Consider the following 26,042-nt stretch of genomic DNA (forward strand, 5'->3'; position numbering starts at 1 on the left):
CTCCGCACCGCGACCACGCCTCCCGCAGAAAGCAGCGCATGACCGCTTCCGAGCCCGCCCCGTCCGCCGCCACGGTCACGCCCGACCTTCCCCCCGCCGCGAAGAAGACCGGTGCGTTCGCCGCGTACCTGCGCGCGAACCCGTTCAGCGTCGTCCTCGCTCTGATCGTGCTCGGCACGGGGCTCGGGTTCGGCACGTTCTGGGGCGAGTTCCCGACCGAGCTCGCCGCCGGATCGCAGTCGACGTGGGAGTGGGGCGGGTGGTGGACCCCCGCGACCGCCCTGCTGATCCCCGATTCGCTGATCGCCGCGGTGCTCGCGATCCTGCTCGCCCTGACCGCGGGCGCCTATGCGGAACGGCGTCTCGGCACGGTCCGGGCGATGATCGCGTTCTTCGCCACCGGTGTCGTCGCCGTGCTGCTGGGACTCGGCGTCCAAGCGGTGATGAACGCCTGGGGCACGATCTGGGCCCTGATGAAGAGCGACGAGTTCGTCGCCGACCCGTCGATCGGCATCATCGGCATGCTGATGTCGGCTACGGCTCTCGCACCCGCGCTGTGGCAGCGCCGGATCCGGGTGATCGGCTTCACGGTGCTGGTGATGTTCGTGCTCTACGCGGGCGACATGGACAGCGTGTTCCGCCTCATCGCGGCCGTGCTCGGTCTCCTGCTCGGGCTTCTGCTCGCCCGCGGCGCCGCCCGTGGATCCTGGCATCGCAGCTCGTACCGCGAGGTGCGCACGCTCGTCGCGGCGATCGTCGCGGCGACGGGCCTCGGGCCGTTCATCGTGCTCATCTCGGGGAACTACGACGCGCCGCTGAGCCTCGTGCTGTCGGGTTTCGTGGCCGACACCTCGAACGGGATCGACGCCTCGTGCGGTGAGAACTTCACCAGCGCCTGCGCGAACCAGGCCTCGGCGATCCTCACCGCCGGCGCCGGGCCGCTCCTTGTGAGCCTGGTGCCGTTCCTGCTCGCACTGCTCGCGGCCTGGGGACTGCGGACCGGACGACGCGCCGCGTGGATCCTCGCGCTCGTCGCGAAGGCGGGCACCGCGATCGGCACCGCCATCGCGCTCTCGCCGGGCGACCTGCTCGACGCGAAGGCCCGTGCGGAAGTCGGCGTGGAGTTCATGGTGCTCGTGCTGCTCGCGGTCGCCCTGCCCCTCGCCGTGATCGTCCTGCTGCTCGTGACACGTCGCCGGTTCCGGGTGGCGGCGCCGCGCCGCGCGGCGGGGCAGTTCGCCGTCACGGTCATCGGCGCCTGGCTCGTGCTCACCGCGGCCTATTTCGCCATCGCCCTCGCCCGCCCCCAGGACTACCTCGGCGAGCACGTGTCCTTCGGCGCGCTGTTCGCCGACGTGCTCCTCCCCTCTGTTCCGGCCGGGTTCCTCCCCAACGTCACCGAGGACGCGATCCCGATGGACGGACCGTCGCTGCTGGCCTACCAGTGGATCGGCGTCGCGTTCTGGCTCGTCTTCACCGTCGCCATGATCCGGCTGTACCGCGCCACGCGGCTGCAGCGGGCCGCGACGGAGGAGGCGCAGTTCCGGTCGCTGCTCCAGGCGGGCGGCGGCGGCACCCTCGGGTTCATGGGCACCTGGCCCGGCAATGCCTACTGGTTCACCCCCGACGGCCGGGGCGCGGTCGCCTACCGCGTGATCAAGGGCGTCGCGCTCACGATGTCGGATCCGGTCTGCGCCGAAGGCGCCGAGAGGGTGACGATCGAAGGATTCGTCGCGCACTGCGAGGCGCAGGGCTGGTCCGCCTGCTTCTACAGCTTCCACGAGAAGTACCTGCCGATCTTCCAGTCCTTCGGGTGGCAGCACATGTCCGTGGGCGAGGAGACCGTGCTCGACCTCCCCGGGCTGGAGCTGGCCGGCAAGGCCTGGCAGAAGGTGCGCCAGCCCCTCAACCGCGGCCAGCGCGAGGGCATCACCACGCTGTGGTCCACCTGGCACGATCTGCCGGCGCAATACACCGCCGAGATCGAGGCCGTCAGCGAGGAATGGGTCGCGAACAAGAAGCTGCCCGAGATGGGCTTCACGCTCGGCGGCATGGACGAGCTCAAGGATCCGGACGTCGGGATCTTCCTCGCGATCAACAAGGACGGCGGGATCGAGGCGACGACCAGCTGGCTGCCCAGCTGGACCGACGGCAGGATCACCGGCTGGACCATCGACTTCATGCGCCGAGGAGACGGATCCATGCCCGGCATCATGGAGTTCGTCATCGCGTCGGCGGCGCTGCACATGAAGGAGCAGGGCGCCGAGGTGATGAGCCTCTCCGGCGCCCCGCTGGCCACCAAGCCCGGCGAGGAGCCCGGGGACCCGACGGTCATGAGCCGCCTGCTGGAATGGCTCGGGCGGATGCTGGAGCCGGCGTACGGGTTCACCTCGCTGTTCCGGTTCAAGAGCAAGTTCAACCCGCGGTACGAGACCATCCACATGGCCTACGCGGATCCGGCGCAGCTCGCGAACATCGGACTCGCGATCGGAGAGGCCTACCTTCCGCACGCCACACCGAAGGAGTACCTGGCGCTCGTGCAGACCATCACAGGGCGCGGCGGCGACCACTGAGGGGAAGCCCGCACACGACGCCCACCGGCGCACCCCCGCGGACTAGAGTCACGGCATGACCGTCGCAGCGCCCGCACCCGCTTCCGGATTGGCGACCGCGGCGTGCATCCTCGGAGCCTTCGCCTGCACCGTCGCGGTCCTCACGGTGGCACTCTTCACGGTGCCGTCGATGGGGATGGCGCTGCTCAGCACGACGCTGCTGGGAGGGCTCGCCGTCGGGGCGCTCGCGATCGTCGCGATCGTCCTGAGCGTCGTGGCTCTCCTCCGCGGCAGCCGCAAGCGCTGGGCCGTCGCCGGCATGGCGCTCAGCCTGATCGCCGTCGGAGTGGCGGTCGCCGGCTACCTGCAGGTCTTCGGTTTCGGCGGGCTCACCTGACGACCATCAGCCGAAACCTCGCCCCGCCGCTCAGGCGCGCGCCACGCGCCTGTTCTCGAGCGCGCGGAGAGCGAAGGGGGCGGCGACGCCATGCAGCAGGATGCTGCCGACGACGGTCACCACCATGATCGTGAGCACGAGGTAGCCGTCCTCCTCGGGGAGCGCGTTGTAGGCGAGCAGGCCGAAGACGATCGTGGCGGTGCCGCGCGGGCCGAGGAGTCCGATCTTGACACGGTCGACGCGGGACACCGAGCTGCGCATGAGCGACAGGTACACCGGTCCGAGGCGGAACAGGGTGAGGGCCAGAAGCACGATCACCGCGACCTGCCAGTCGAACGGCGTCGTGAAGACGAGGAGCGCCGCGCCGCCGAGCATGAACCACACGAAGCTCGCGGTGAGGGTGCCGACCTCCTCCACGAGCAGCAACTCGGCGTGCGGGATCACGCGCTCCTCCATGCCGCGCGTGCGGGTGACGCGGTAGATGAGCCCCGCGACGAACGCCGCCACGAAGCCGTTCGCCTCGAGCACCGGGATCGTCGCGATGCCGTAGGCGATGAGCGGCAGCAGCACCATGACGAAGCGCGCCCCGCCCTCGTCCGCGATTCCTCGACGGCGCGCGGCGCGCAGGGCGAGCCCGACCAGCCCCCCGAGCACCACCCCGATCGCCACGGCCACGAGCGTCGCGGGGACCGCGTTGAAGAACGCCTCGAGGAACTTCTCCTCGCTGTGCCCGAGGTCCTTGTCCTGGATCGTGAGCGTGTCGGATCCCGTCGCGGCGAACTGACGGATGATGGGCGAGAGCACGACGGCGATCGGGAGCGCCATGCCGAAGATCGGCGAGACGAGACCGTCGTTGTAGCCGCTCTCCACGTTCAGGATCGCCCGGATGCGTTCGGGGAGCAGCCTCGAGCGCAGGAGCCGGGTCGCGGGCGCGAAGTCCGTCGGCATGATCACGCAGGCGATCACGCCGATCACGGCGAACGACTCCGGCATGAGCACGCCGCTGGCGATCGCGATGAGGATGAGGGACAGCGGCAGTGCGATCAGCACGAGGCGCGCGGTGACCCGCCCCTCGCCGCCGAAGATCCCGCCGCGCACCTCGGTCGCATCGGCGAAGAGCAGGATCGCGAGAATGATCTCGACGACCTTCTCCGTGATCGGGGAGTCGAGCGTCGTCTGGTAGGCGTTCAGATTCCAGAAGGTCGATGCCGCTCCGAGCACCAGGAGCATCGCCGGTCCTGCCACGCCCCAGCGCTCGAAGCGATGCGAGACGAGCGACCACAGAAGCACGGCGACGAGGCCGAAGAGCAGGAGCGAGGGCATCCCTTTTCCTTCCGGGAGTGACGAGGCGAGACTACCGCGCCGGGCGGCCCCGTCTCACCGCCTGTTCCTGCGCGGTCGTCACGGCCACCTCGATCAGCTCCCGGCCGGCGGCGGAGAGGTCCCGCGCTCCCCCGCGCCAGAGCGCCGTGATCGGGCGGATGACCGGCTCCCCGGTCGTGCGCACCGCGCGGAGCCGGCCGAGCCGGATGTCGTCGGCCGCTTCGCGGCGGGACATCATGGCGGCGCCCAGCCCGCCCGCCACCGCCGAGCGCACCGCGGCCGAGGTCGGCAGCACCACCGCGGGCTCCGCCGCATCCCTGCCGAGCCTGCGGCGCACCTCGTCCTCCCAGGCGCGCCGGGTGCCGCTGCCCTGCTCGCGCGCGACGAGCGCCTCGTCCGCGGCCTCCGCGAAGGTCACAGGACCCTCCAGCCCCCATGCCCGTTCCGGTGCCACGACGAGCACGAGCTCGTCGTGGTCGACGGTCGTGGCACCGAGATCCGCGGGCACCTCCGACGACTCGATGAACGCGAGATCGGCCTGCCCGTCGCGCACGAGCGCTGCGGCATCCGTGCTGTTGCCGGACAGCAGCTGCACCGCCGTCGGGGTGCGTCCCGCCTCGACCTGGCGACGGCGCAGCGCGACCAGCCACAGCGGCAGCAGTCGGGCGGACACCGTCTGGCTCGCGGCGACCGTGAGCCGTGCCGTGCTCTCGCCGCGCAGTGTGCGGGTCGCCGCGCGGAACCTTCCCACCGCCGCCAGGACATCGTCGGCCCAGGAGGCGACGACCTCGCCCTCGAGCGTGGGCCTGGTGCCCGAGGGCGTGCGGTGGAACAGCGACAGGCCTAGTTGGCGCTCGACCGCACGAAGCCGTGCGGACGCCGATTGCTGGGTCACGCCGATCTCCCGTGCCGCACCCGAGATCGAGCCGGTGCGCACGACCGCGACCAGCAGCTCGAGCGATCCGATGTCCGGCATCGTCCCGTCTGTCACCGCATTCGTCACAGTCCATGACTGTACCCCTATCGGGTCCCGCGGGATACCGCGGAGCCCGAGGCCGGGCGAGTCTGGATCCATGATGTTCCGCCCGGCCCGCACGCTCCCGCTCCGCCTCGCTCTGCGAGGGGCGGACGTGCTGCCGGGGCTCGCGCTCACGGTGCCGATCGCCGTCGTCGCGACCCTGATCGGCGCGGCGGTGCCCGTGCTCGGATCCGCTCTGCCCGCGATCGTGATCGGTGTGGCGGCCGCCGTGATCCGCGGACCCGGAGCGCGCTTCCAGCCCGGGGTGGAGTACTCGGGGAAGTTCCTGCTGCAGGTCGCGGTGGTGCTCCTGGGCGCCCAGCTCTCGCTCGACGCGATCCTGCGCGTGGGCGCGGAGTCGCTGCCCGTGATGCTGTCGACCCTCACCGTCTGTCTGCTCGGCACGTGGATCATCGGCCGCGCACTGCGGGTGCCGCAGCGCCTGCGCACCCTGATCGGCGTCGGCACCGGCATCTGCGGCGCCTCCGCGATCGCTGCGGTCTCCCCCGTGATCGGCGCGCTGAGCGCCGAGGTCTCGTACGCGGTCTCGACGATCTTCGTCTTCAACATCCTCGCCGTGGTGCTCTTCCCGCTGCTCGGCCACGCCCTGGGCATGGATCCGCACACCTTCGGACTGCTGGCCGGCACCGCCGTGAACGACACGAGCTCGGTCGTCGCGGCGGCCGGGGTCTTCGGCGCGGCGGCGCTCGGCTACGCGGTCGTGGTCAAGCTCGTGCGCACCCTCATGATCATCCCGATCTCGATCGGGCTCTCCGTGATCGAGTCGCGCCGTGCCGCCGAGGGGCGGCGGATGACGCTGCGCGGCGTGGTCGGGCTCGTGCCCTGGTTCCTCGTCGGATTCCTCCTCGTCGCGGTGGTCGGATCCTTCGGGGTGATCCCCGCGGGTCCCCGTGCGGCGATGGTGCACGTCAGCGGGTTCCTCATCGCGACCGCGATGGCCGGTATCGGCCTGTCCACCGATGTCGCGGCGCTGCGCCGCGCCGGCTGGCGGCCGCTCCTGCTCGGTGCCATCCTGTGGATCCTGGTCACGGCCACCGCCCTCACCGTGATCGCGCTGACGGGCTTCGGACGATGACGCCCCCTACAGCCAGCCGCGCTTCTTGAACACCAGGTACAGCACGAACGCGCCGCCGACCATGAGGCCGATCGCCATCGGATAGCCGGCGGCCCACTTCAGCTCCGGCATGGCCTCGAAGTTCATGCCGTAGATCCCGGCCACGATCGTCGGTGCGAAGAAGATGGCCGCCCAGCTGGAGATCTTCTTGACCTCCTCGCCCTGGCGGATGCTCTCCTGCGTCATCCGGCGCATCTCCTCGTTCTGGCGCCGGGCGACGATCGTCGCCTCCACGGTCAGTGCGTTGTCGAGGTTCGCACGGAAGGTCGAGACCCGCTCGGAGAGGGTCAGGATGTGGTCCAGCACGTCGCGCAGATAGCGCTGCAGCTCCAGGTCGACGGAGTACTTGGCGGATCCGCGCAGCAGGTTCTCCAGCATCGGCTGCAGCGGCTGGGTCGCCTTCTGGAAGTCGATCACCTCGCTGGAGAGCTCGTAGATGCGCTGGGTCACGTCGGACTCCTCGAGGAACAGCTGCGCCTCGATCTCGTCGATGTCGTTCTCGAGCCCCGCGAGCACCGGCGAGTACTCGTCGACGAGCTCGTCGAGGATCGCGTACAGCACGGCCTCAGGGCCGCGGGCCAGCAGCTCGGGGTCCTGCTCCATGCGCCCGCGCACCCGGCTCAGGCTCGGCGTCTCGGCGTGCCTGATGGTGACGACGAAGTTGGGGCCCACGAACACGTGCAGCTCGCCGAACTCGACCTCCTCCGCGACATCGAGATAGCGGGCGGGGCGCAGGACGATGAAGAGGGTCTCCCCGTAGCGCTCGAGCTTGGAGCGCTGATGACCGGTCAGGGCATCCTCGACCGCGAGCTCGTGCAGCCCGAACTCCGCAGCGACCTGACGCACCTCCTCCTCGCTGGGTCGGTACAGGCCGATCCAGCCCATGCCCCCACGGGCGTGCATGAGCTGGAAGGTCTCATCCAGCGTGTGCGGGGTGTCGGTGCGGACGCCGTCCACATAGATGCCGTTGTCGACGATCGCCATGGCTGCTCCTCGGGTCGTGCGCGTGCATGGGCCTCTGCAGGCCCGCCGAAGCGCGGGGAGGCGTCGAGCGGGCCGGTCAGCCCTGCGGCAGCGGGCAGATGGCCGCGCCGTCGACCGCCTTAGCGTAGTCGTCCGACGTGAACGGCAGCGCGAACTCCGGTGCTTTCGCGCCCTTGGCGGCGGGCGCCTTGGAAGCGAGCGCCGCGAGCTCGAACGCGAGGTCGCCGATGAACGCGTCGCCGGCCGTGGAGTCGTTCAGCACCACGGCGACGGTGAATCCGGTGGCCGGGTCGGCGTAGGCCGCCGTCAGATAGCCGGGCGTGCTGCCGTGCTGCCCGATCATGGATCCGACCAGTTTCGCCCCGCCCGTGGTCTGGTACCAGCTCGGTGCGCCTTCGGCGACCTGCAGCGGCGCGCCGAAGCGCTTCGGCGTCTTCTTCAGTCGCAGCGCCTGCGCGGCCTCCGCCTGCATGTACCGGCCGAGATCCTCGATCGTGGAGACCGCTCCGGAGTCCGTGTAGCCGTTGCTCGACGAGCTCACCGTGATGTCGGTGGGCTTCGCGCACTGGTAGGCGCCGTCGACCTGGGGCGTGTAGAACCCCTTCAGTGCGGGGGACGGGGTGGGAGCCGCGGCGGCGGACCCGGGCAGCGACGTCGAGTTCAGCCCGAGCGGCGCGGTCACGTACTGACGGATGAGCTGCGCGGCGGTCTGGCCCGAGGCGCGCTCGAGCGCCTGGCCGAGCAGCAGGTAGCCCGCGTCGGAATCGCGGTAGCCGGTGCGCGGAGGGGTGCGGTTCTGCGCGAGGCCGTAGGACGCGAGCTCCTTCGGATCCCACTCGCGCGCGGGGTTGCCCAGGAGCATCGGCATCACCGTGGACTGGGAGGAACCGATCCCTCCGGTGCCGTTGCAGAGGTCGAGGAGGGTGACGTCCTGCAGATCCGGCACGCCGGAGACGTATTCGGTGATCGAGGCGTCGAGCTTGACCTTGTCCGCGTCGGCCATCGCATACAGCACGTCGCAGGTCATCAGCCGGGTGACGTCGCCGATGCGGAACGACATGTCGGTGCTCACCGGCGTCTTGTCCTCGACGGAGACCGTGCCGAGGCCGGCGACGTAGGACCCGCCCCACGGCGCCCACACGCCGACGATCGCACCGCTCGAGCCGCTCTGCGCCATGGCGCGCGTGACGGCCGCCTTGATCTGGTCCTTCATCTCGGACGGCAGCTCGCCCTGCACCTGCGGCTTCGGGGTGTACGAAGGGGTCTCCGCGCCGCCCGAGCAGCCGCTCAGCGCCAGCGTCGCCGCAACGACACCGGCGACCAGCGCCCCCACTCGACGCCCTGTGATCCCACGCATTCGCCCCCCTGACATTCCTCACGATTGTAAGCGGCCCGTCTCAGGGTGCCGTCATCCCGAAGGATGATCCCTGAGATCGGGTGAAGATCGTGATGTGCGGATCCGCGGGCGCACGACGCCTCAGGCGCGCCCCAGCCCCTTCGCGATCGCCTGCGCGCGGTCGCGGACGCCGAGCTTCGCGAAGAGCGCGTTGACGTGCGTCTTCACCGTGGCGACCCCGACGAAGAGCGTCTGGGCGATCTCCCCGTTCGAGCGCCCCTGCAGGATGAGGGCGTAGACCTCGCGCTCGCGCGCGGTGAGCGCAGGGAAGCGTGTGGCGAGGGCCTCGGGCGAGGCCGGATCCGCAACGGGCTCCGCGCCTGTCCCTCCCGGTTTCGCGTCGGATGCCGCAGCCGGGCGGGATCCTGCGGCGCCCGCCGTCCCGGCCGGGGCGTCGAGCCGTCCCAGCAGCACGTCGCGCACCGGTGCGGAGAACGTGGACTGCCCTGCCGAGACCGCGCGGATCGCGGCGGCGAGCTCCGCACGGCCGGCGTCCTTCGTGAGGTAGCCGCGGGCGCCGGCCCGCAGCGCGGAGACGATGTCGGCGTCGTCGGCGAAGGTCGTGAGCACCAGCACGGCGGTCTCCGGCGTCTCGGCGGTCACCCGCCGGGTGGCGGCCGCGCCGTCCAGCACCGGCATCCGCAGGTCCATGAGGGCGACATCGGGGCGCTCCGCGGCGATGAGCGCGACGGCCTCTGCCCCGTCGGCGGCGGTGCCGACGACCTCGAAGTCCTCCACGAGACTCAGCACCGTCTCGAGACCGTCGCGGATGATCGCCTGATCGTCGGCGAGCACGATGCGGATCCGCGCGGTCATGCGGGAGCCTCCGCCCGCAGCACGAAGCGGTCTGCGTCGTTCTCGGGCGCGCTCCCGACGGCGGTCGCGACACCTGGCACCACGCCCGCCTGCACGGTTCCGCCGAGCACGGCGAAGCGCTCGCGCACACCCCGCAGCCCGTAGCCGCCGCCCGTCGCGGCGAGCGCCCCGTCCTGCGTCGGCGTCGCGGAGACGGGGTTCTCGATCGTGCACTCCACACGGTCAGGATGCCAGACGAGGCCGACCCGCACCGCGGCACCCGGCGCGTGCTTGCGCGCATTGCTGAGCCCCTCCTGCACCGTGCGGACCAGCGCCTCGGCGAGCGCGCCCGACACCGGATGCGCGACACCGGCGACGTCGAGCCGGACGCCCTGCTCCGCGGCGATGAGCGGGCGGATCCGCGTCTCGACGGCCGCCGCCGCGACCGGATCCGCGGAGCCGGATCCGCGCTCGGACTCCGGTTCGCGCAGCGCCCGCACCGCCTCTCGGGCCTCGCCCAGGCCCTCGACCGCGAGCCCCCGCGCCGCGGCCACACGGGCGGCCGCCCTCTCGGTGTCTCCCGCGTCGAGCAGGGCCTCGACCGCGTCCAGCTGCACCACGAGGCCGCCCAGGCTGTGCGCGAGCACGTCGTGCAGGTCGCGCGCGATCGCGATGCGGTGGGCCGCGACCTGCGCCCGCAGCGCCTCGGCGCTCGCGCGCTCCCGCTCCGCGAGCAGCACGCGCTGCGCGCGTCGTCCGAACCCGGCGACCACCGAGAGCACCAGCCCGGCGATCACCGCGAGCAGGCCGAGCACGTTCACCTCGCCGGATCCGCCGAGCCCCACGAGCGCGAGCACCGTACCGACGGCGATCCCGAGCGCTCCGGCGAGCACCACGACGCCCCAGACCAGGGGTGAGGAGGCGGGATCGCTCGTCACCACGAGCACGGCGACGACGAGGAGCGCGACGCCGAGCCCCTGCGTGGGGACCGCGGTCAGCGCGCCCGCGATCACCATCACCGCGAGCAGGGCCGCTCCGAGCACGCGCCCGTCGGGGCTCGTCCGTGACGCGACGGCGGACGGCGGGGCGGAGGCTTCACCCGCCCGCGCACCCCACCGCGTCGCGAGCAGGGTGTGCGCGACCCAGGCGACGAGCCCTGCGGCCACCGCCACGACCACCCACGGTGCGAAGTGCGGGGCGCCGCGCCACAGCCCGTAGGCCACGGCGAGAGCGCCGGCGAGGTTGATGCCGGCGCTCCACGGGGTCGTCGCCGCGAGGGGCGGCAGGCGGAACGAGCTCACGAGACCATGATGCGCGCTGATGCGCCCTGCGCGTCGGTGCGGCGCAGCCCCTCCACCCTGTTGTGCAGCACGAGGATCCGCGCGGCACGGTTCGCCGCGAGCACCAGGAGGATCATCCCGGTCGAGACGCCGAGGTGGGATCCGAGGCTCTCGAAGGCGAAGGTCAGGCCCACCCGCACGCCGATCAGCACGATCCAGAGGGCGAGTCCCCACGGCCCCGTCCTGGTCTCGAACTCGGCGAGCGCCCTCGCGGCGGCCTTCCCGGACAGGGCCGACGCGTCCGCCGCGTATCCGGCAGGACGGGCGATCGGGCGGATGTGGGCGATGGCGCCCATCCCGAGACCGACGCCGAGGGCGATCGCGACCTCGACGAGGAAGGCGACGACGTCGATCACACCGAGCGCACGGCCGTTCAGGGACTGCAGGAGCAGCGCGGCCCCGACCACGGCGGCGAGGCCGGGGAACGTCCAGTCACGCCCGCCGAGCACGGGTCGCCAGGTCATCTGCCGCACGGCGATCACGCCGACGGCGACCAGGATCAGCAGGACGTTGGAGACGATCGAGAGGTTCATGTCCTCGATGCTCCTCGGATCCCGGATCCGCCGGCACCACCCCCGGGTGGAGATCCCCGGGTGGCCGGGTGGAGATCTCACCCCCGCCGCTTCCGGGTGGCGCGACGGCGCCCGCCAAGATACGGCGACGGTCGTACGGGGTGCCGCCGCGGGATCTCGGTCGATGCCAACCGCTGTAGGCGTCCCACCAGTGCGGTCCGCGGATCTCAGGGACCCCGCCGCTCATGCGGATCCGCCACCCCGACGACTCCAGCGTGCGATGGTGATGCCAGCAGAGCGCGACGCCGTTGCTCGTGTGCGTCGTTCCGCCCTGCGCCCATTCGCGGACATGGTGGATCTCGCACCATGTCGCCGGGATCCGGCAACCCGGGATCACGCACTCCCGATCGCGGAGCACGATCGCGCGACGCTGCACCGCGTTGAACAGTCGGGCACTGGTGCCGATGGATACGATCTGCCCCCGATCATCGAACAGCACCCGCTGGACCCCGCCCGCGCAGGCGGTGTGGCGGGCCACCCCGATCGACGTGTCCCATTCCGTACCCTCGATGTGCGACCGTCCCGTGCCGCGCGCGTAGTCCTCGGCCGTGACCGAGACGACGAGGGTCGGCGCAGCACCGCCCAGCTCGGGAAACCCGTCCGAGGCGGCGGCGACGTTCACGATCATCGCGAACGCATCGTGCCGCTTCTGCGCCGGCGTCCGGTCGTCGGGAGGATCCGGCTGCGCCGGCGCGTCCGGGAGATCGCTCGACCCCCGATCGGCCCCGTCTTCGGGCGCGAACGCCACCCGTCCCACCGCCGGCGGCGGCGCATCGGATGCGGCCGGATTGTTCAGCGCGTCGATCAGACGCTGCACCGCGCCCGCGACCTCGGGCAGCAACCCGCCCGACACCGGCACCACGCCGTCCCTCAGCCGCCCCAGCGTGAACCCCCGACGCCGGTTCGCCGTCACGTCATCGGGTTCCTTGCCGTCGGGATCCACCGCGAGCGCGAGCGCCGCCGCGAAGTCCGCCAATTCGTCGGTCGTCGGCGCCGGGCCCGGCCGCCCCTGCGCGTCGGGAAGATCCCGCCCACGGGCCATGTCAGCCAGCAGACGATCGATCGCCGCCCGTTCCTCGTGCCCGATCCTGTTGCCGCTCTTCGCCAGCGGCGCCGTCGCCGCAAGGAGCCCCGACACCGACACGACCCCGTCCCGCAGCGTCGCCCCGAGCTCTTCGAACTCAGACGGAAGCAGCTCTCCCGAAGACGGCGACCGGTCGCGGTGGATGAGCCGCGCCGCGTGCACGAACCGTCGCGCCGTGCCCACGTCGACCCGCAGGGCGCGGCGCAGCAGCTCGGTCGCATCCCTGCAGCCCGCACCGGGCGAGACACGATCATCCGCCGGGCGGCCATCGCGCTCGTCCACGGTGCCGGTGGCCGTCGTGATGATCGCGTCGAGCCGGCGCTGCACGCGCCCCGCCGCCTGCAGCACCTCGGTCAGGTCTGCCGCCGACAGCGCCTCGAGCTGCGCCTCGATCTCGTCCGACGCGCACACCGCGTGGAGCAGCCGGTCGAGCTGCTCCAGTACGTGCGCCGTGGTCGATGTCATACCTCGATCCAACACCGTGCCACCGACATTCGAACTCCCGATCACACGGGATTTTCAGAACTGTGCACAACTCCTCGGATCGGGCGCCTGGGGAGGAGGATCCAGCCCGGCCGGCCGCCCGAATCCAGCCCGGCCGACCTACCGGAACCCACTCGACGGGCTCGCAGGGCCGCGAACGAACAGGTACTGCCCCCGTGCCATCAGAACCGGGCGAGAGGGCCGGGGCCACGGGCCGGTGATACCATTCTGGTATGGCCATGACGGTGCGGATCCCGGCAGAACTCGACGCGCAGCTGAGTGAGCTGGCCGCGCAGCGGCACACCTCCAAGCACGCGCTGCTCATCGAGGCGGCCGACAGGTTCGTGCGCGAAGAGGTCACGACCACGGAGGCCGTGTCGATCGCGCTCGGCGTCGCCGACCGCTACGCCGAGCTGATCACCAAGCTCGAGGACGCGTGATCCGGTACGTCGAGCTGCCCCAGGCCGTGGGGATCCTCGACGCACTGGGTCTGAAGATCCGCGACATCGGGCTGCTGTCCTCCGCCCTCGCACGTCCCGCGAGCTCGATGTTCGGCGTCGAGGCGTACCCGGAGATCGAGGTCAAGGCCGCCGCGCTGATGTCCTCTCTGGCGCAGAACCATCCGCTCCACGACGGCAACAAGCGGTTCTCCTGGATCCTCACGCTGACATTCCTCGAGCTCAACGGCATCCGGATCGACATGGACACCGACACCGCATTCGACCTCGTGCTCGGGACGGCGCAGAGCCGCCTGGATCTCCTCGAGATCGCGGAGATCCTCGCCGTGCACGTCAGGGCCCGCGGCTGAGCCCTCGATCTCAGCCCTTCGCCAGCACCGCGACGAGCGCACGATGGTCGGTGCCCCCGGTCGCGTCTATCACCCGGACCTCGCGGACGGTCCACGCCGGACCGACCAGCACATGATCGATCGGCGCCGCCAGCCAGGCCGGCGCCGATGACGGCCAGGTGCCGGTCGCCGCCGCGCGCGCCTCGACAGCCGCGTCCCGGCAGGCGCCGAGATCCAGGTGGTCGACCGTGGCGTTGAGGTCCCCGGCCAGGATCAGATCCGGGTGCGGCGTGCGGCACTGGGCGCGCACCCAGTCGAGCCCCGCGCGCCAGTCGTCCATGCCGTCGGTCAGCGGTGCCGCGGGGTGGGCCGCGATGATCGTCGGCCCCGTGCCGTGCACCGGACGCCAGACGCCGCTCGGCAGCCCCCGGGTCGTGCCAGCGGAGCCGTCGAGCCGGTAGGCGCCCAGGCGATCGGCGACGAGCAGCGAGGTCGGGATCCACGACGGCGTCGACGTCTCCGCGACGGCTCTGGTCGTCGCCGCCGTCATGCGGACTCCGCGGACGCCCACGAGCCTCGCGACCTCGGCGGAGGCGTCGTCGTCCATCTCGGGCAGGCTGACGACGTCGGCCCCGGTGGCGAGCACGAGCTCCGCGACCTCGGCGGGCGATGTCGCCCCGCCCTGGGTGTTCCAGACGAGCACGGTGAGATCGCCGTCGCGCAGCCCCACCGCCCCGGTCTCCGCCGGGCCGCGAGCCAGGAGCACGGCGAGGTTCCCGCCCGCGGCGACCGCGACGACGATCGCGAACACCCCGAGCACGCGTCGCACCCGTGCCGCACGTCGGCGTAGCAGCAGCACGACGGATCCGACCACGATCGCGACGAGCGCCAGCCCGAGCGCGAGTGGTGCGCGGAACGCGATGAGCTGCGCGACGCCGACGATGCGCTGGGCCCCGAGCGCCCGGGGCCAGACCAGCAGGGCAGCGACCAGCACGCCGATCGCGATCGCGAGCCCGAGTGCAAGCGCGACGCCGAGTGCGCCCCCGCCGCGGCCACGTTCCCGTGGGCGATCGGTCATGACTGCCCCCTTCGACGACGCGGATCCCGTCCGTCCCTCAGCGACGCTACGGCAGCTGCGGCGTGGAATCGCCCTGACGGGCCTCCCATGCGGCCCGCATGAAGCGGCGAACGTCCTCGTCGACGCGGATGTCGCGGGGGCGCAGCGGGCGGGACAGATACAGGCCCTCGAGCGAGGTCAGCCGGGAGAGCGCGACGTAGGTCTGCCCGGGGGCGAACGCCCCGGATCCGAGATCCACGACCGCCCGCTCGTAGGTCTTGCCCTGGGACTTGTGGATCGTGACCGCCCAGGCCAGCCGCAGCGGGAACTGGGTGAACTCGGCGACCACCTCGCGCGAGAGCGTCTTCGTGCCGGGGTTGTAGATGTAGCGGTAGCGCTCCCAGACCGCCGGCTCGACGTCGACCTCCTCGCCGTCGATCTCCACGCGCACGGCGTCGCCGAGGATGCGCACGACCGTCCCGATCGTGCCGTTCACCCAGCGCGGCGGATCCGGCATCGCAGAGATGTCGTTGCGCAGGAACATCACCTGCGCACCCTCCTTGAGCTGCAGCTCCTGGTCGGCCGGATAGTTCGCCTCACCCCGGCCGAAGTCGCCGGAGATGTCCGCCCGCGCCTTCTGCACCTTGCCGGGCAGGGCCGCGAGATGGCGGGCGTTGATGCCGTTCACGATGTCGTTGCGCGTCGCGAGCGTGATCATCGGGATCTCGCCGGGGGCCGGATCCGGGGGCGTCCGCGCACCCGCGTCGTTGAGCGCCCCGGCGATCTCCGCGGTGACCCGCCCGTAGCGCACCGCGTTCAGCATCGCCTTGAACCCGGCGTCGGACTGCCGGTGGATGTGCACGAGCTCTCGCACGTGCAGCGTCGCGCCGTGCGTGCCGATGTCCAGCAGCCCGTCCGTGGCCTCGCCGCCGGTCCAGACCTTCGCGTCGAAGAACCAGAACGAGCGGTAGTGGTCCTGGATGTAGCGCAGCTCGTCGCCGCGGGGAGGGACGGGCGCGAGCTGATACGGATCCCCGAACATCACGACCTGCACGCCGCCGAACGCCTCGGCCCTGCGCCCTCGCGCCTGGCGCAGCGACCGGTCGATCGCGTCCATCAGATCCGCGTTGACCATCGAGACCTCGTCGATCACGAGCGTGTCGATCGCGTTCAGGATCTTGCGGGTCGCATCCGACTGGTCGATCTCGCTGTCGGCGATGAGGCCGATCGGCAGGCGGAACAGCGAATGGATCGTCTGCCCCTCGACGTTCAGCGCCGCGACTCCGGTCGGCGCGCAGACGGCGATCTGCTTCTGCGTGTTGTAGGCGAAGTGCTGCAGCAGCGTCGACTTTCCCGTGCCGGCGCGGCCGGTGATGAACACGTGCTCGCGGGTGTCCTCGATCAGCCGGAACAGTTCTTCCTGTTCAGCGGAGAGTGTCGGCGTGCTCACGGTCTACGGAGTCTACCGCGACCGCTTCCCCGCCCCCCCTCTCTGACCGCGAGACTCCAACTGGGCGACGAGACTGCGGTCATGGCGCGCAGTCTCGTCGCCCAGTTGAAGTCTCGCGGGTAAGGAGTGACGAGGGGCGCGCGGGGCACTCGGGGTTCCTGCAGGCGGCTCTTCGTAGACTTGCGCCATGGTGCAGTCGGCGGGGGTGCAGGCGCCAGGCGCGCGGTCGCGCCGGGCCCGGACTGCGCGACGCCGCGCCCCGCTCTGGTCCGATCTCGCCCTGCTCGCCGTCGTGGGCGCCGTGCTGGTCGCCGCACTCGCGGCCGGCGGGCTCACCGCTTACCGCGAGTTCTACAGTCCCTCCGCGTTCGTGACCCGCTACCTGACGCTGCTCAGCGAGGGACGCGCGGCCGACGCCCTGCGGCTGCCGGGCGTCGCGCTCTCGCACGGCGATCTCGACAGCGACACCTTCCGCTCCGCCTCCGATGCGCTGCTGCGCCGCGACGCCCTCGGCGCGCTCACCGACATCACCGTGACCGACGAGCACCCCGACGGCGACGTCACCTCGGTCACCGTGCAGTACAAGGCCGGGGGCCACCTCGGATCCTCCACGTTCCGCATCGCCCAGGACGGCTGGATCGGCGTCGCCCCCGCGTGGGAGTTCGCGCAGAGCCCGCTCGCCGTCATCTCGCTGACCGTGCGCGGATCCGACCGGTTCTCCGTGAACGGCTTCGACCTCGACCGCCGTCAGGTGGCGGCGCAGGGCGCGGAGTCCTCGCCGCTCGACGCGGTGCCGATGCTCGTGTTCTCCCCCGGGCTCTACTCGGTGTCGGTGAAGACGTCGACGGCGACCGCGAAGGGCTTGGGCGTGCTCGCCGACAAGCCGCTCGCCGACGTGCCGCTGGATGTGCAGGCCACGCCCACCGAGGGCTTCGTCAAGGTCGTCCAGCAGCGCGTCAACGAGTTCCTCAGCCAGTGCACGACGCAGCACGTTCTGCAGCCCACCGGCTGCCCGTTCGGCTACGCGGTGCCGAACCGGGTCGTCGACGGTCCGACCTGGAGCATGGTCGAGAACCCCGACATCACGCTGCAGCCGGACGGCGAGGGCTGGAAGATCTCCCCCACCCCTGCCACCGCGCACATACAGCTCGAGGTGAAGTCGCTGTACGACGGATCCGTGTCTCACGTCGACCAGGACGTGCCGTTCGACGTGGACGGCACGATCCGGTTCCTGCCCGACGGATCCGCGTCGATCAGCATCACCTCGCCCGAGCAGTCGTCGCCGCCGCCCGGCGCCGAGGGCTGATCCGCGCGTTCAGCGCCATCCCCGAGCCCGAGCCCTGCATCAGGCCGCGGGCCGAAACCCGCGGGCCGATGTCCGCGGGCCCGCGGATCCCGGACGGTCGTGCGTGATCCGGCCTCTCAGCGGCCGCGGGCGGCGGTGCGGCGGTCCTTCTCGGCGAGCTCGGCGAGCCTCGCGTTGTACTCCTCGAGCTCGGCGTCTCCCGAGCGATCGGCGGCGCGGTCCTGCCGCTTCTGCACCTTCGCGTCGCTGCGGCTCCACTGGATCGCGACCGTGATCGCGAGGATCAGGGTCGGGATCTCCCCCACCGACCATGCCACGCCTCCGCCGACGTACTGATCCTCGAGCGGCGTCGCACCCCACGTGCGGCCCATCGCGCCGAACCACTCGGCGACCATCAGCCCCGACTGCATCATGATCGCCATGCCGAAGAACGCGTGCGTGGCCATCACGGCGATGAGCGTGATGAGCCGGCCCGCGTACGGCAGCCGCCGCGGAACCGGATCCGCCCCGACCAGGGACAGCACGAACAGGTACCCGGAGATGAGGAAGTGCATCGTCATCCACTCGTGCCCGATGTGATCGGTCATCGCCCAGCGCACGAGGTCGGTGAAGTAGAACGCCCACAGCGACAGCACGAAGATCGCCGCCGCCACGAACGGGTTGGTGACCACGCGCGAGAACGGCGAGTGCACGGCCCACAGGATCCACTCGCGACCGCCGCGGGTGCCGTCGTCGCGCTTGTCGATCGCGCGCAGGGCGAGGGTGACCGGGGCGCCGGCGACGAGCAGCAGCGGGATCGCCATCGACAGCATCATGTGCCCGAGCATGTGCACGCTGAACAGGGTCTCCTGGTACGCGTTGATCGCGCCGCCGGTGACCCACACCAGACCCAGCAGTCCGAGGATCCAGAAGATCGTGCGATGGATCGGCCAGGAGTCGCCGCGCTTGCGCAGCCGCAGCACGCCGACCGCGTACAGCACGATGCCGAACACCGCGGCGGTCGCCCAGATGAGGTCGATGTTCCACGCCGTGATCCAGCGGATCGGGGTGAGCTCCGGCGGCAGCGCGGATCCGGTCAGGATCTCGGCCGGCGTCCGCACGGTCGCGACCTCGAGCCCGGTGGGCGGGGCGGTGCGCGAGAGCGCGGCGGCGAGCCCCGAGGCGATGCCCATGAGCGCGAGTTCCAGCAGCACCAGGGTCCAGAACGGGCCGGATCCGCCCGTCTCGAGCTTCGGGATCAGGCGGGTGCGGTAGCGGGCGCCGAGCGCGCCTAGCAGGATCAGCACGACCGCCTTCGCGATGATGAGACCGCCGTACGGCGTGAGCATGCCGGCCCAGTCGCCCACGGCGACGATCGAGCGGGCGATGCCCGACACGGCGACCACGACATAGGCGGCGAGGGCGAGGGAGGAGTAGCGGCGCACGACATCGGCGAACCCGATGGCGCCCTTCGTCTTCTTCGCGGGCTTCGGGGACTTGGCGGGCTTCGAGGACTTCGGCTGCTTCGCTGCGGGGTCCGCGGCCTTCACGGTGTTCGCGGCCGTGCGCGCGCGGCCGGGGTCGGCGAGTTCGCTGCGGGATCCGCGCAGCACGATCAGCAGCACGAGGCCGCCGATCCACACGGCAGCGCCGATGGTGTGCAGCAGCAGCGAGTTCACCGCGGCGTCGTGGCCGCTGAGCTCGCCCGCGTGGCCCTGGGTGGCGAGCGGGATGAACGAGGCGGCGGCGAGGATCGCGGTGAGCAGCGTGGCGGTCCAGCCGCGGAAGGCGAAGGCGGCGATGGTGATGACGGCGCCGGCCAGCACGGTCATCAGCCAGGCCTGGCCGAGCGGGAGTTCGAGGAGGAAGCGTCCCAGCTGTGCGCCGAACTCGGGTCCGGCGCTGAGCTTCACGCCCAGGGTCTGCAGGAACGTGAACAGGCCCGCCACGGCGCTCGCGACCGTGTAGACCGCGGCTCCGATCGAGGCGGTGTCCAGCGCGATCTCGAACGAGCGCGCCCCGCTGCGCAGCGAGAAGAGCGCCAGCACGAGGGATCCGAGCATCGCCGCCGCGCCCAGGTTGCTGATGGTCTTCACGACGGGCAGGCCCCAGCGCACGACCGGACCGGGGTCGAGCAGCAGGTTCGGCGCCGCGCCCCCTCCGAACGCGAGGCCGGCGACCACCGCGAGCATGGCGGCCCCGACGAGGATCACGGGTCCGGCGATGCGCAGGGTCGGGGATCCGGCGGGCAGGGCGGAGCGGGCGGCATCCGACCCGGTCTCGGGGCGGACCCCGGTGGCGGGGCGATTCACCCCTCCAGCCTATTCCGGTGCGGCTCGGGGTCTGCCGGGAGCCGGCTCGCCCGGCGCTCGCACCCCGGTTTCGGGGCGCATCCCCTCGTTTTGGGGCGCCGCACGCCGCGTTCCACGGTCCTCACGCGCCCCAAAACGGAGAAGTACGCCCCAAACCCGGGAAGTGCACCAAACGGATCCGGGGGACGCGAAAGGCCGCCCCTCCGGAGAGGGACGGCCTTGCGAGGCGGAGCCGAATTACTTGACGGCGGCCTTGAGCTTGGAACCAGCGGTCACCTTGACGCGCTTGCCGGCCGGGATCTTGATCTCGGCGCCGGTCTGCGGGTTGCGGCCCGTGCGGGCGGCGGTCGCGACCTGCTCGAAGGAGATCCAGCCCGGGATCGAGACCTTGCTGCCCTTGGCAACAGCGTCCGAGACCGTGGCGAACAGGGCGTCGAGAACGCCGGAGACGGCAGCCTGGCTCTGGCCGGTGGCGCTGGCGATGCTCGCGACGAGCTCGGTCTTGGTGATGGACTTGTCAGCCATTTCATCCTCCAGCGACGGGATCCCGTCGCTTCGTATCAGAGTTCCGGATGGGCGGATGCCCCCCGTTGGTCGAACGACCGCCTTGAATGTATCAACCAAACCCTGGTTTTCCGCGTCATTTCGCGGGTTTTGACGTTTTGCGGCGGCGTGTCGCGCCTCATCCGTCACTCCAGTCACACACCGGATCCGCCTTTCGGCGAATCGGGCTCCCGGATCCGGGCGCCCGGAAGGGTTGCGGAGGACACGCAGAAGGGGCGGGGATCCGAAGATCCCCGCCCCTTGATCCCTGAACGCTCAGGGAAGAAGACTGCTTACCAGCTCGACTTGGTCACGCCGGGCAGCTCGCCACGGTGCGCCATGTCACGGAAGCGGACACGCGAGATGCCGAACTTCGTGAGGACACCGCGGGGGCGGCCGTCGATCGCGTCGCGCGAACGGACGCGCGCCGGCGACGCGTTGCGCGGAAGCTTCTGCAGGCCGACGCGGGCCGCCTCGCGGGCCTCGTCGGTCGCGTTCGGGTCGACCAGGGTCTTCTTCAGCTCGGCACGACGCTCGGCGTAACGCTCGACGACGACCTTGCGCTGCTCGTTGCGCGCGATCTTGCTCTTCTTAGCCATGGATCAACGCTCCTCTCGGAATTCGACGTGCTTGCGAACCACCGGGTCGTACTTCTTCAGCACGAGGCGGTCGGGGGTGTTGCGACGGTTCTTCTTGGTCACGTAGGTGTAACCGGTACCGGCCGTCGAACGCAGCTTGATGATCGGACGGATGTCCTGTGCCTTCTTGGCCATTAGAGCTTCACACCCTTCGCCTGGAGGTCAGCGACAACCTTCTCGATGCCGCGGGCGTCGATCACCTTGATGCCCTTGGCGGACACGTTCAGCGTGATCTTGCGACCGAGCGACGGAACAAAATACGTCTTCTTCTGCACGTTCGGGTCGAAGCGGCGCTTCGTCCGACGGTGCGAGTGCGAAATGTTGTGACCGAAGCCGGGAACAGCACCGGTCACCTGGCACACTGCTGCCATGATGACTCCTTCTCTACCGTGAGGCCGGACGGCCCCACCCAAGATCCCTTGTCTGCACGCCTCTCCCCTCGCCGATCGCTCGGCCGCAGGGAGGGAGGCATACGAACTGCGCACAGGAGTGTGCGCAGACAAAGAGCTACTTTAGCACGGATCCGATGCCGGGCGTGTCGCCGGTGGCAGCAGCCGCAGCCGCCTCTGCGGCGCCACGGCCCCAGCGGAACGGGGACACCGTCGGATCCCCCGGGATCCAGAACCTCCAGGGGAACGCATCCGTGCCGGCGTGCCCCGCGACGCCCACCCGCGGACCGGATGCGACCTCGGCCGGCGCATCCGCGAGCCACAGCTCGGCGCGGGCGCCCTCCCACGCGGCACCGGTGAGCGCGTCGATGCCGTCGTGGCGGGGGTGCCGCAGCCCGGACGCCTGACCGAACCGGCCGGGACCGCGCGCGAGGTCGCGCCGCTGCGTCGCGCCGAGGTCGGCACGAGCCTCCGGGCCGATCCCCCGTCGCTCCGCCGCGACGTCGACGCCGAACTCGACCGCACCGGCTCGGAGCAGCACACCGCCGGCCACTCCGTCGGGTCCGCACACGACGTTCACGCAGGAGTGGATGCCGTGGCTGAGGTACACGTACAGATGCCCCGGTTCGCCCCACATCGTGGCGTTGCGGGCGGTGCGCCCCATCCGGGCGTGCGAACCGGGGTCGGGGACCGGGCCCGCGCCCTTGCCGTGATAGGCCTCGACCTCGGTGATCCGCAGCTGCACCTCCGCACCGTCCACGATCGTGCGCAGCCGGGCGCCGAGCAGCCGCGGCGCCACCTCGAGCGGCAGGGCCAGCAGGTCCTCCCGCGTCGCGGGGCGCAGGCCGTCGCCCCCGGACGGGATCCCGGTGCCGGGCATCAACGGTGCGGTGCCTGCGCGCACCAGGACGGGTCGAAACCGGCGAGCACCACCAGCTCCTTGCCGGTCCTGGTGTCGACGATGTGCGTCTGCATCGTGGTCGGCAGCGGCAGCAGCGACTGGTCGTAGGGGTTGTTCACGAGCTTCGGGGCCACCACGATCGCGCTGTACTGCCCGCTCGGCGAGGGGCAGGCCTGCATGATCGCGTCGGATCCGGTCACGCTGAACAGCTTCGTGGCCTTGCCGTCGTCGTCCACGCGCGTGACGATCTGCCCGGTCGGGAGGCCGGTCGCGTCGCGGGTGGCGACCTGGCGCAGCGTCCCTCCGGGGAAGGGGGCGATGGTTCCCGGCACCCCGAAGTCGGGGGTCGAGGCGGCCAGCGGCTTCTCGGATCCGTCGGCGAGGTTCAGTTCGACGAGGTCGTTGCCGCGGCTGACGATCGCGGTGTACGTGCCCCGGGAGATCCCCTCGACGGTCTGCGCGGACCCGAGCGCCGTCGGGGTCCCCTTCGCGGCGGTGCGGTCCTCGACGAACAGGGCCCCGCTGAAGTCGATGAAAAGGACCGAGGAGGAGTCGGGCACGAACGCCCACTGGGAGATGCTCGGCATCTTGTCGCCGACCTTGACGATCTGCGGCTCTCCGTCACCCGTGAGCGACTGCGTCACCAGGATGCTCGCCCGGCCGCTGGTGGCGCTGATGCCCTTGTCAGTGAAGGTGTAGCCGACGAGGTTGCCGCGCTCCGAGACCTGCAGGTTCGACAGGAACCCGGGGCCCGGCAGCTTCAGTTCGCGCTGGTTCTTGCCCTTCCGGTCCATCACGAGCAGCTGGGAGACGCCGTCCTTCTCGGTCGCCACCACGAGATGGTCCGCCGTCGCGCGGAAGTCGTCGATCTTCTCGTGCTGCACGACCGGGACGGCGTTCTTGCCGCCGAGGTCGGTGATGAAGATGGTGTCGTCGCCCTTGGCATTGCGCTGCAGCAGGAAGATCGTGGACTTCGGCGTCTGGAAGCTCGCCTGCAGCGTGCTCTGACGCTGCTTGTCCGTGCCGGTCGCGTCCTTCACGGTCACGGTGTAGTTCGTGTCGTCGTCGAGCGGCACGGTGAAGCGGATCCCGAGGTTCCGGCCCGACGTGTCGACCGTGAACGGCGCCTGGGGGCTCACCGAGACCTGCTTCGGATCCACCTTCGCGAGCGGCTGGCTGGCGGTGATGATCATGCGGGTGCCGGAGGCGTCGATCGCCGACTGCGCGTCGATCTTGACGCTGCTGATGCGGGGGCCCTGCAGCAGCGTGACGACGCCGAACGCGGCGACCACCACCACGAGCACCCCGATCACCGCACCGAGGACGAGCGGGAACCGGCGGCGTCGCGCGGCCGGGGCGGGCGAGGGATGCGGCTGCCATTCCGACGCCTCGAGCCGGGGATCCGGCGCGGCTTCCGCGACCGGGACGGCGTCGAAGGTCTCGGCGTCCGCGGCCTCGGCCGGGGGTCGCTCCGGGCTCGTGACCGCTTCCGCGGCCGGCACGGGGCTCAGGTCCACGTCGGCCGCGGGGACGCTCTCGGATGCGGTCGACGGACCGGATCCGCCGTTCGGGGTGCGACGAGGACCCGGTGCCCGGTCGAAGACGTCCGCGGGCGCGGCGGAGCGCGTGACGGGCTCATCCGCGGGAGGGACCTCGGGCACGGCGGGCGCGGCGGCCGCGGCCTCCTCGGCCGCGCGGCGGGCGCGCAGTTCGGCGCGGGTGAGGGGGCGATCCGCGTCGTCAGTGCTCATAGGGGTCCTTCGGCTCCGAGATCTTCGACACACTGGCCGGCACGATCGAGAGCTTGCCGTCCGCACTCGCGCGGACCGTCCCCTTCACCTGGACCCAGTCGCCCACAGCGTACTGGCCCTGCCACCCGCTGATCTGCACCGGCACCGACGCGGGCTGCGCGTCGAGCACGCAGTGCGTGATGACCATGCGCGTCAGGTGCGCCTGATCCTTCGCCGACCCGTTGGGCGTGAGGAAGCCCGTGAGCGTGACCGTGGATCCGTCGTACTTCTCCGGCCGGCTGCCCGTGGCGAACACGCTGGCCCAGCCGCCCACGCCGAAGGTGCTCGTGTCGGTGTTCGCCCCGAGCGCGATGTTGTCGGCACCGGCGAAGAGCACATTGCCCACCGGGGCGCGCTGCATCGCCATGTCGACGGAGAGCGAGGCGGGCGGCAGCAGCAGAGCACCCGCGACGACGCCGGTCGCGATCACTCCGCCGGTCGCGCCCACCACGGCGCCCAGCGTGCGGCGGCCGGATGACGCGTGAACGTGGTCGTGGTCGTCGCCGTGGTCGGCAGGACCATGGTCGTGCCCGTGGTCCTGCTCCGCGCCGAGCGGCAGCATGCACGACCACACGGCGCCGATGAGCGTCACGATCGCGGCGGCGACCGCGAACCACACCGTCTCGGGGCTGATGTAGAGGGTCAGCCGGCCGGTGAACGCCAGCGCCAGGGTCGCGACGGCGAGCGCGGCGGCCAGTCCGGCGCCGAGCCAGCGGGTGCCGAGCGCCCTGGCGCGGGAGGGCCGGTGCGCGGTCGTCGTGTCAGGCAAAGATGTTCACCCCGATCCCCAGGGCGAAGCCGAACAGGATCACGATGCCGACGATGCCGGCGAGGGTCCGGGCGGTGAAGGTCGTGCGCAGCAGCGCGATCATCTTGATGTCGACCAGCGGGCCGACGAGGAGGAACGCGACGATCGCTCCCGGCGAGAACGTCGAGGCGAAGGAGAGCGCGAAGAACGAGTCGACGTTCGAGCAGATCGCCACCGAGATGGCCAGGGCGATCATCGCGACGACCGAGAGCAGCGGGTTCGAGCCGATCGCCAGCAGCACGTCGCGCGGGACGAGGACCTGCACGGCGCCTGCTAGCGCGGATCCGACGATCAGGGCGGGCATGACGGCGCGCAGCTCGATGAGGAACTGGGCCAGGCTCCGGCGGACCCCGGATCCCTGCTCGTGCACGACGATCTCGCAGGTGTCCCGGAAGCGCTCGGTGAGCAGCGCGTCGGGATCCGGATGCCGGCTGTAGACCCAGCCGATCAGGTTCGCGACGAGGTAGCCGCCGACGAGACGGGCCACGAGGATGCCGCCGTCGAAGCCGAACGCCGCATGCGTCGTGAGGATCACGATCGGGTTCACGATCGGGGCCGCGACGAGGAACGTCAGCGCCTCCGCAGGGCCCAGGCCCCGCATCATGAGCCCGCGCGCGAACGGCACGTTGCCGCACTCGCACACCGGGATGAGCATGCCCAGCAGCGAGAGCACGGCCCTGCGCGCCCAGCCGCGTCGGGGCAGGATCCGCTCGATCACGCCCGCGGGCAGCCACACCTGCACCACGATCGAGAGCAGCACGCCGAGGATCACGAACGGCAGGGCCTCGAACAGCACGCTCAGGGACAGGGTGAGCCCGTCCTGCAGCCGGTTGGGCAGCCGCGCGGCGAAGAGGTGCGGCGCGAACGCGTCGATCGCGATGAGGACCCCCACCACGGCCGCGCCGGTCGCCGCACCGATGAGCGCCGTACGCCCGGACAGCCGCGGCGCCGGAGCGCGCAGCGCGTGCGGCGTCGCCGCTCCTTCTCGCGCAGTGGTCGTGCG

25 protein-coding genes are annotated in these 26,042 nt (G+C 71.2%); 6 read left to right on the plus strand and 19 right to left on the minus strand.

All coding sequences use genetic code 11. From position 1 onward, the window contains the following. The first annotated feature begins 38 nt into the window (after window positions 1–38). Window positions 39–2,573 carry a bifunctional lysylphosphatidylglycerol flippase/synthetase MprF gene (locus tag ACIPY5_RS19260; protein ID WP_400973685.1) on the plus strand — a complete coding sequence of 845 codons (2,535 nt, stop codon included), beginning with the start codon at window positions 39–41 and terminating at the stop codon, window positions 2,571–2,573. 55 nt (window positions 2,574–2,628) lie between these two features. Next, window positions 2,629–2,949: a hypothetical protein gene (locus ACIPY5_RS19265; protein ID WP_400973688.1), complete on the plus strand. Its 321-nt coding sequence runs from the start codon at window positions 2,629–2,631 to the stop codon at window positions 2,947–2,949. 30 nt (window positions 2,950–2,979) lie between these two features. Here ACIPY5_RS19265 and ACIPY5_RS19270 read toward each other — a convergent pair whose 3' ends face one another. Both ACIPY5_RS19270 and ACIPY5_RS19275 read right to left on the minus strand, forming a co-directional pair. Then, window positions 2,980–4,272: a cation:proton antiporter gene (locus ACIPY5_RS19270; protein WP_400973691.1), complete on the minus strand. Its 1,293-nt coding sequence runs from the start codon at window positions 4,270–4,272 to the stop codon at window positions 2,980–2,982. Window positions 4,273–4,303: 31 nt separating this feature from the next. After that, on the minus strand, window positions 4,304–5,275 hold the full coding sequence (locus tag ACIPY5_RS19275) for a LysR family transcriptional regulator (protein WP_400973694.1): 972 nt from the start codon (window positions 5,273–5,275) through the stop codon (window positions 4,304–4,306). Between the two features lie 70 nt (window positions 5,276–5,345). On the opposite strand from ACIPY5_RS19275, the gene ACIPY5_RS19280 reads away from it, so the two are divergent. Next, window positions 5,346–6,386: a YeiH family protein gene (locus ACIPY5_RS19280; RefSeq protein WP_400973696.1), complete on the plus strand. Its 1,041-nt coding sequence runs from the start codon at window positions 5,346–5,348 to the stop codon at window positions 6,384–6,386. 6 nt (window positions 6,387–6,392) lie between these two features. On the opposite strand, the gene ACIPY5_RS19285 is transcribed toward ACIPY5_RS19280, so the two are convergent. The 6 genes from ACIPY5_RS19285 to ACIPY5_RS19310 form a co-directional block, all read right to left on the minus strand. Continuing rightward, complete coding sequence (locus ACIPY5_RS19285) at window positions 6,393–7,409, minus strand: magnesium and cobalt transport protein CorA (RefSeq protein ID WP_309340078.1); 1,017 nt, start codon at window positions 7,407–7,409, stop codon at window positions 6,393–6,395. 76 nt (window positions 7,410–7,485) lie between these two features. Then, window positions 7,486–8,766 carry a serine hydrolase domain-containing protein gene (locus ACIPY5_RS19290; protein ID WP_400973699.1) on the minus strand — a complete coding sequence of 427 codons (1,281 nt, stop codon included), beginning with the start codon at window positions 8,764–8,766 and terminating at the stop codon, window positions 7,486–7,488. A gap of 120 nt (window positions 8,767–8,886) precedes the next feature. Beyond that, complete coding sequence (locus ACIPY5_RS19295; RefSeq protein WP_400973702.1) at window positions 8,887–9,621, minus strand: response regulator; 735 nt, start codon at window positions 9,619–9,621, stop codon at window positions 8,887–8,889. After that, window positions 9,618–10,901: a sensor histidine kinase gene (locus ACIPY5_RS19300; RefSeq protein ID WP_400973705.1), complete on the minus strand. Its 1,284-nt coding sequence runs from the start codon at window positions 10,899–10,901 to the stop codon at window positions 9,618–9,620. Before ACIPY5_RS19300 ends, ACIPY5_RS19295 begins: the two co-directional genes overlap by 4 nt. After that, window positions 10,898–11,473 carry a hypothetical protein gene (locus ACIPY5_RS19305; RefSeq protein WP_309340083.1) on the minus strand — a complete coding sequence of 192 codons (576 nt, stop codon included), beginning with the start codon at window positions 11,471–11,473 and terminating at the stop codon, window positions 10,898–10,900. Before ACIPY5_RS19305 ends, ACIPY5_RS19300 begins: the two co-directional genes overlap by 4 nt. Further along, window positions 11,373–13,061 carry a DUF222 domain-containing protein gene (locus ACIPY5_RS19310; RefSeq protein WP_400973709.1) on the minus strand — a complete coding sequence of 563 codons (1,689 nt, stop codon included), beginning with the start codon at window positions 13,059–13,061 and terminating at the stop codon, window positions 11,373–11,375. Before ACIPY5_RS19310 ends, ACIPY5_RS19305 begins: the two co-directional genes overlap by 101 nt. A gap of 251 nt (window positions 13,062–13,312) precedes the next feature. Here ACIPY5_RS19310 and ACIPY5_RS19315 point away from each other — a divergent pair, with 251 nt between their 5' ends. Both ACIPY5_RS19315 and ACIPY5_RS19320 read left to right on the plus strand, forming a co-directional pair. Next, window positions 13,313–13,519: a ribbon-helix-helix protein, CopG family gene (locus ACIPY5_RS19315; protein ID WP_045271475.1), complete on the plus strand. Its 207-nt coding sequence runs from the start codon at window positions 13,313–13,315 to the stop codon at window positions 13,517–13,519. Continuing rightward, window positions 13,516–13,887, plus strand: coding sequence for a type II toxin-antitoxin system death-on-curing family toxin (locus tag ACIPY5_RS19320; RefSeq protein ID WP_309340087.1), 372 nt, complete (start codon window positions 13,516–13,518; stop codon window positions 13,885–13,887). The genes ACIPY5_RS19315 and ACIPY5_RS19320 overlap by 4 nt, the downstream gene beginning before the upstream one ends. Before the next feature lie 10 nt (window positions 13,888–13,897). Here the strand turns inward: ACIPY5_RS19320 and ACIPY5_RS19325 are convergent, their stop codons facing one another. Both ACIPY5_RS19325 and ACIPY5_RS19330 read right to left on the minus strand, forming a co-directional pair. Next, window positions 13,898–14,944, minus strand: a complete 1,047-nt coding sequence (locus ACIPY5_RS19325; protein WP_400973714.1) for an endonuclease/exonuclease/phosphatase family protein — start codon at window positions 14,942–14,944, stop codon at window positions 13,898–13,900. Window positions 14,945–14,990: 46 nt separating this feature from the next. Next, a complete protein-coding gene (locus ACIPY5_RS19330) occupies window positions 14,991–16,373 on the minus strand; it encodes an AAA family ATPase (protein WP_309340091.1) in 1,383 nt (460 codons plus the stop codon). A gap of 187 nt (window positions 16,374–16,560) precedes the next feature. Here ACIPY5_RS19330 and ACIPY5_RS19335 point away from each other — a divergent pair, with 187 nt between their 5' ends. After that, entirely contained in the window at window positions 16,561–17,679 is a 1,119-nt protein-coding gene (locus ACIPY5_RS19335) for a hypothetical protein (RefSeq protein WP_400973718.1), read from the plus strand. Between the two features lie 116 nt (window positions 17,680–17,795). On the opposite strand, the gene ACIPY5_RS19340 is transcribed toward ACIPY5_RS19335, so the two are convergent. The 9 genes from ACIPY5_RS19340 to ACIPY5_RS19380 form a co-directional block, all read right to left on the minus strand. Continuing rightward, window positions 17,796–19,850: a cytochrome c oxidase assembly protein gene (locus ACIPY5_RS19340; RefSeq protein ID WP_400973859.1), complete on the minus strand. Its 2,055-nt coding sequence runs from the start codon at window positions 19,848–19,850 to the stop codon at window positions 17,796–17,798. 357 nt (window positions 19,851–20,207) lie between these two features. Then, entirely contained in the window at window positions 20,208–20,495 is a 288-nt protein-coding gene (locus ACIPY5_RS19345; protein WP_045250850.1) for an HU family DNA-binding protein, read from the minus strand. A gap of 311 nt (window positions 20,496–20,806) precedes the next feature. Further along, window positions 20,807–21,112 carry a 30S ribosomal protein S14 gene (gene rpsN, locus ACIPY5_RS19350; protein ID WP_045250847.1) on the minus strand — a complete coding sequence of 102 codons (306 nt, stop codon included), beginning with the start codon at window positions 21,110–21,112 and terminating at the stop codon, window positions 20,807–20,809. A 3-nt stretch (window positions 21,113–21,115) separates the two neighbouring features. Further along, entirely contained in the window at window positions 21,116–21,286 is a 171-nt protein-coding gene (gene rpmG, locus ACIPY5_RS19355) for a 50S ribosomal protein L33 (RefSeq protein WP_045250846.1), read from the minus strand. Continuing rightward, the gene (gene rpmB / locus ACIPY5_RS19360) at window positions 21,286–21,522 is read right to left on the minus strand and encodes a 50S ribosomal protein L28 (RefSeq protein WP_045271470.1); all 237 of its coding nucleotides are present in this window, start codon (window positions 21,520–21,522) and stop codon (window positions 21,286–21,288) included. Before rpmB ends, rpmG begins: the two co-directional genes overlap by 1 nt. A gap of 136 nt (window positions 21,523–21,658) precedes the next feature. Beyond that, window positions 21,659–22,420 (minus strand): DNA-3-methyladenine glycosylase, encoded by a 762-nt coding sequence (locus tag ACIPY5_RS19365; protein ID WP_309340215.1) that lies wholly within the window; start codon window positions 22,418–22,420, stop codon window positions 21,659–21,661. Further along, complete coding sequence (locus tag ACIPY5_RS19370) at window positions 22,420–24,192, minus strand: hypothetical protein (protein WP_400973722.1); 1,773 nt, start codon at window positions 24,190–24,192, stop codon at window positions 22,420–22,422. Before ACIPY5_RS19370 ends, ACIPY5_RS19365 begins: the two co-directional genes overlap by 1 nt. Then, entirely contained in the window at window positions 24,182–25,000 is an 819-nt protein-coding gene (locus tag ACIPY5_RS19375; protein WP_400973725.1) for a TIGR03943 family putative permease subunit, read from the minus strand. Before ACIPY5_RS19375 ends, ACIPY5_RS19370 begins: the two co-directional genes overlap by 11 nt. Further along, the gene (locus tag ACIPY5_RS19380) at window positions 24,993–25,934 is read right to left on the minus strand and encodes a permease (RefSeq protein WP_400973862.1); all 942 of its coding nucleotides are present in this window, start codon (window positions 25,932–25,934) and stop codon (window positions 24,993–24,995) included. Before ACIPY5_RS19380 ends, ACIPY5_RS19375 begins: the two co-directional genes overlap by 8 nt. Window positions 25,935–26,042 lie beyond the last annotated feature (108 nt).

The organism is Microbacterium sp. NPDC089698, assembly GCF_044749045.1.
In the GTDB taxonomy this organism is placed as follows: Bacteria; Actinomycetota; Actinomycetes; order Actinomycetales; family Microbacteriaceae; genus Microbacterium.

Coding starts and splice junctions, on each gene's coding strand:
- ACIPY5_RS19310 (WP_400973709.1), bottom strand. CDS start 13,061: ATGACATCGACCACGGCGCACGTACTGGAGCAGCTCGACCGGCTGCTC.
- ACIPY5_RS19280 (WP_400973696.1), top strand. CDS start 5,346: ATGATGTTCCGCCCGGCCCGCACGCTCCCGCTCCGCCTCGCTCTGCGA.
- ACIPY5_RS19285 (WP_309340078.1), bottom strand. CDS start 7,409: ATGGCGATCGTCGACAACGGCATCTATGTGGACGGCGTCCGCACCGAC.
- rpmB (WP_045271470.1), bottom strand. CDS start 21,522: ATGGCAGCAGTGTGCCAGGTGACCGGTGCTGTTCCCGGCTTCGGTCAC.
- ACIPY5_RS19325 (WP_400973714.1), bottom strand. CDS start 14,944: ATGACCGATCGCCCACGGGAACGTGGCCGCGGCGGGGGCGCACTCGGC.
- ACIPY5_RS19365 (WP_309340215.1), bottom strand. CDS start 22,420: ATGCCCGGCACCGGGATCCCGTCCGGGGGCGACGGCCTGCGCCCCGCG.
- rpsN (WP_045250847.1), bottom strand. CDS start 21,112: ATGGCTAAGAAGAGCAAGATCGCGCGCAACGAGCAGCGCAAGGTCGTC.
- ACIPY5_RS19305 (WP_309340083.1), bottom strand. CDS start 11,473: ATGAACCTCTCGATCGTCTCCAACGTCCTGCTGATCCTGGTCGCCGTC.
- ACIPY5_RS19315 (WP_045271475.1), top strand. CDS start 13,313: ATGGCCATGACGGTGCGGATCCCGGCAGAACTCGACGCGCAGCTGAGT.
- ACIPY5_RS19340 (WP_400973859.1), bottom strand. CDS start 19,850: ATGCTCGCGGTGGTCGCCGGCCTCGCGTTCGGAGGGGGCGCGGCGCCG.
- ACIPY5_RS19290 (WP_400973699.1), bottom strand. CDS start 8,766: ATGCGTGGGATCACAGGGCGTCGAGTGGGGGCGCTGGTCGCCGGTGTC.
- ACIPY5_RS19270 (WP_400973691.1), bottom strand. CDS start 4,272: ATGCCCTCGCTCCTGCTCTTCGGCCTCGTCGCCGTGCTTCTGTGGTCG.
- ACIPY5_RS19265 (WP_400973688.1), top strand. CDS start 2,629: ATGACCGTCGCAGCGCCCGCACCCGCTTCCGGATTGGCGACCGCGGCG.
- ACIPY5_RS19295 (WP_400973702.1), bottom strand. CDS start 9,621: ATGACCGCGCGGATCCGCATCGTGCTCGCCGACGATCAGGCGATCATC.
- ACIPY5_RS19345 (WP_045250850.1), bottom strand. CDS start 20,495: ATGGCTGACAAGTCCATCACCAAGACCGAGCTCGTCGCGAGCATCGCC.
- ACIPY5_RS19260 (WP_400973685.1), top strand. CDS start 39: ATGACCGCTTCCGAGCCCGCCCCGTCCGCCGCCACGGTCACGCCCGAC.
- ACIPY5_RS19335 (WP_400973718.1), top strand. CDS start 16,561: ATGGTGCAGTCGGCGGGGGTGCAGGCGCCAGGCGCGCGGTCGCGCCGG.
- ACIPY5_RS19370 (WP_400973722.1), bottom strand. CDS start 24,192: ATGAGCACTGACGACGCGGATCGCCCCCTCACCCGCGCCGAACTGCGC.
- rpmG (WP_045250846.1), bottom strand. CDS start 21,286: ATGGCCAAGAAGGCACAGGACATCCGTCCGATCATCAAGCTGCGTTCG.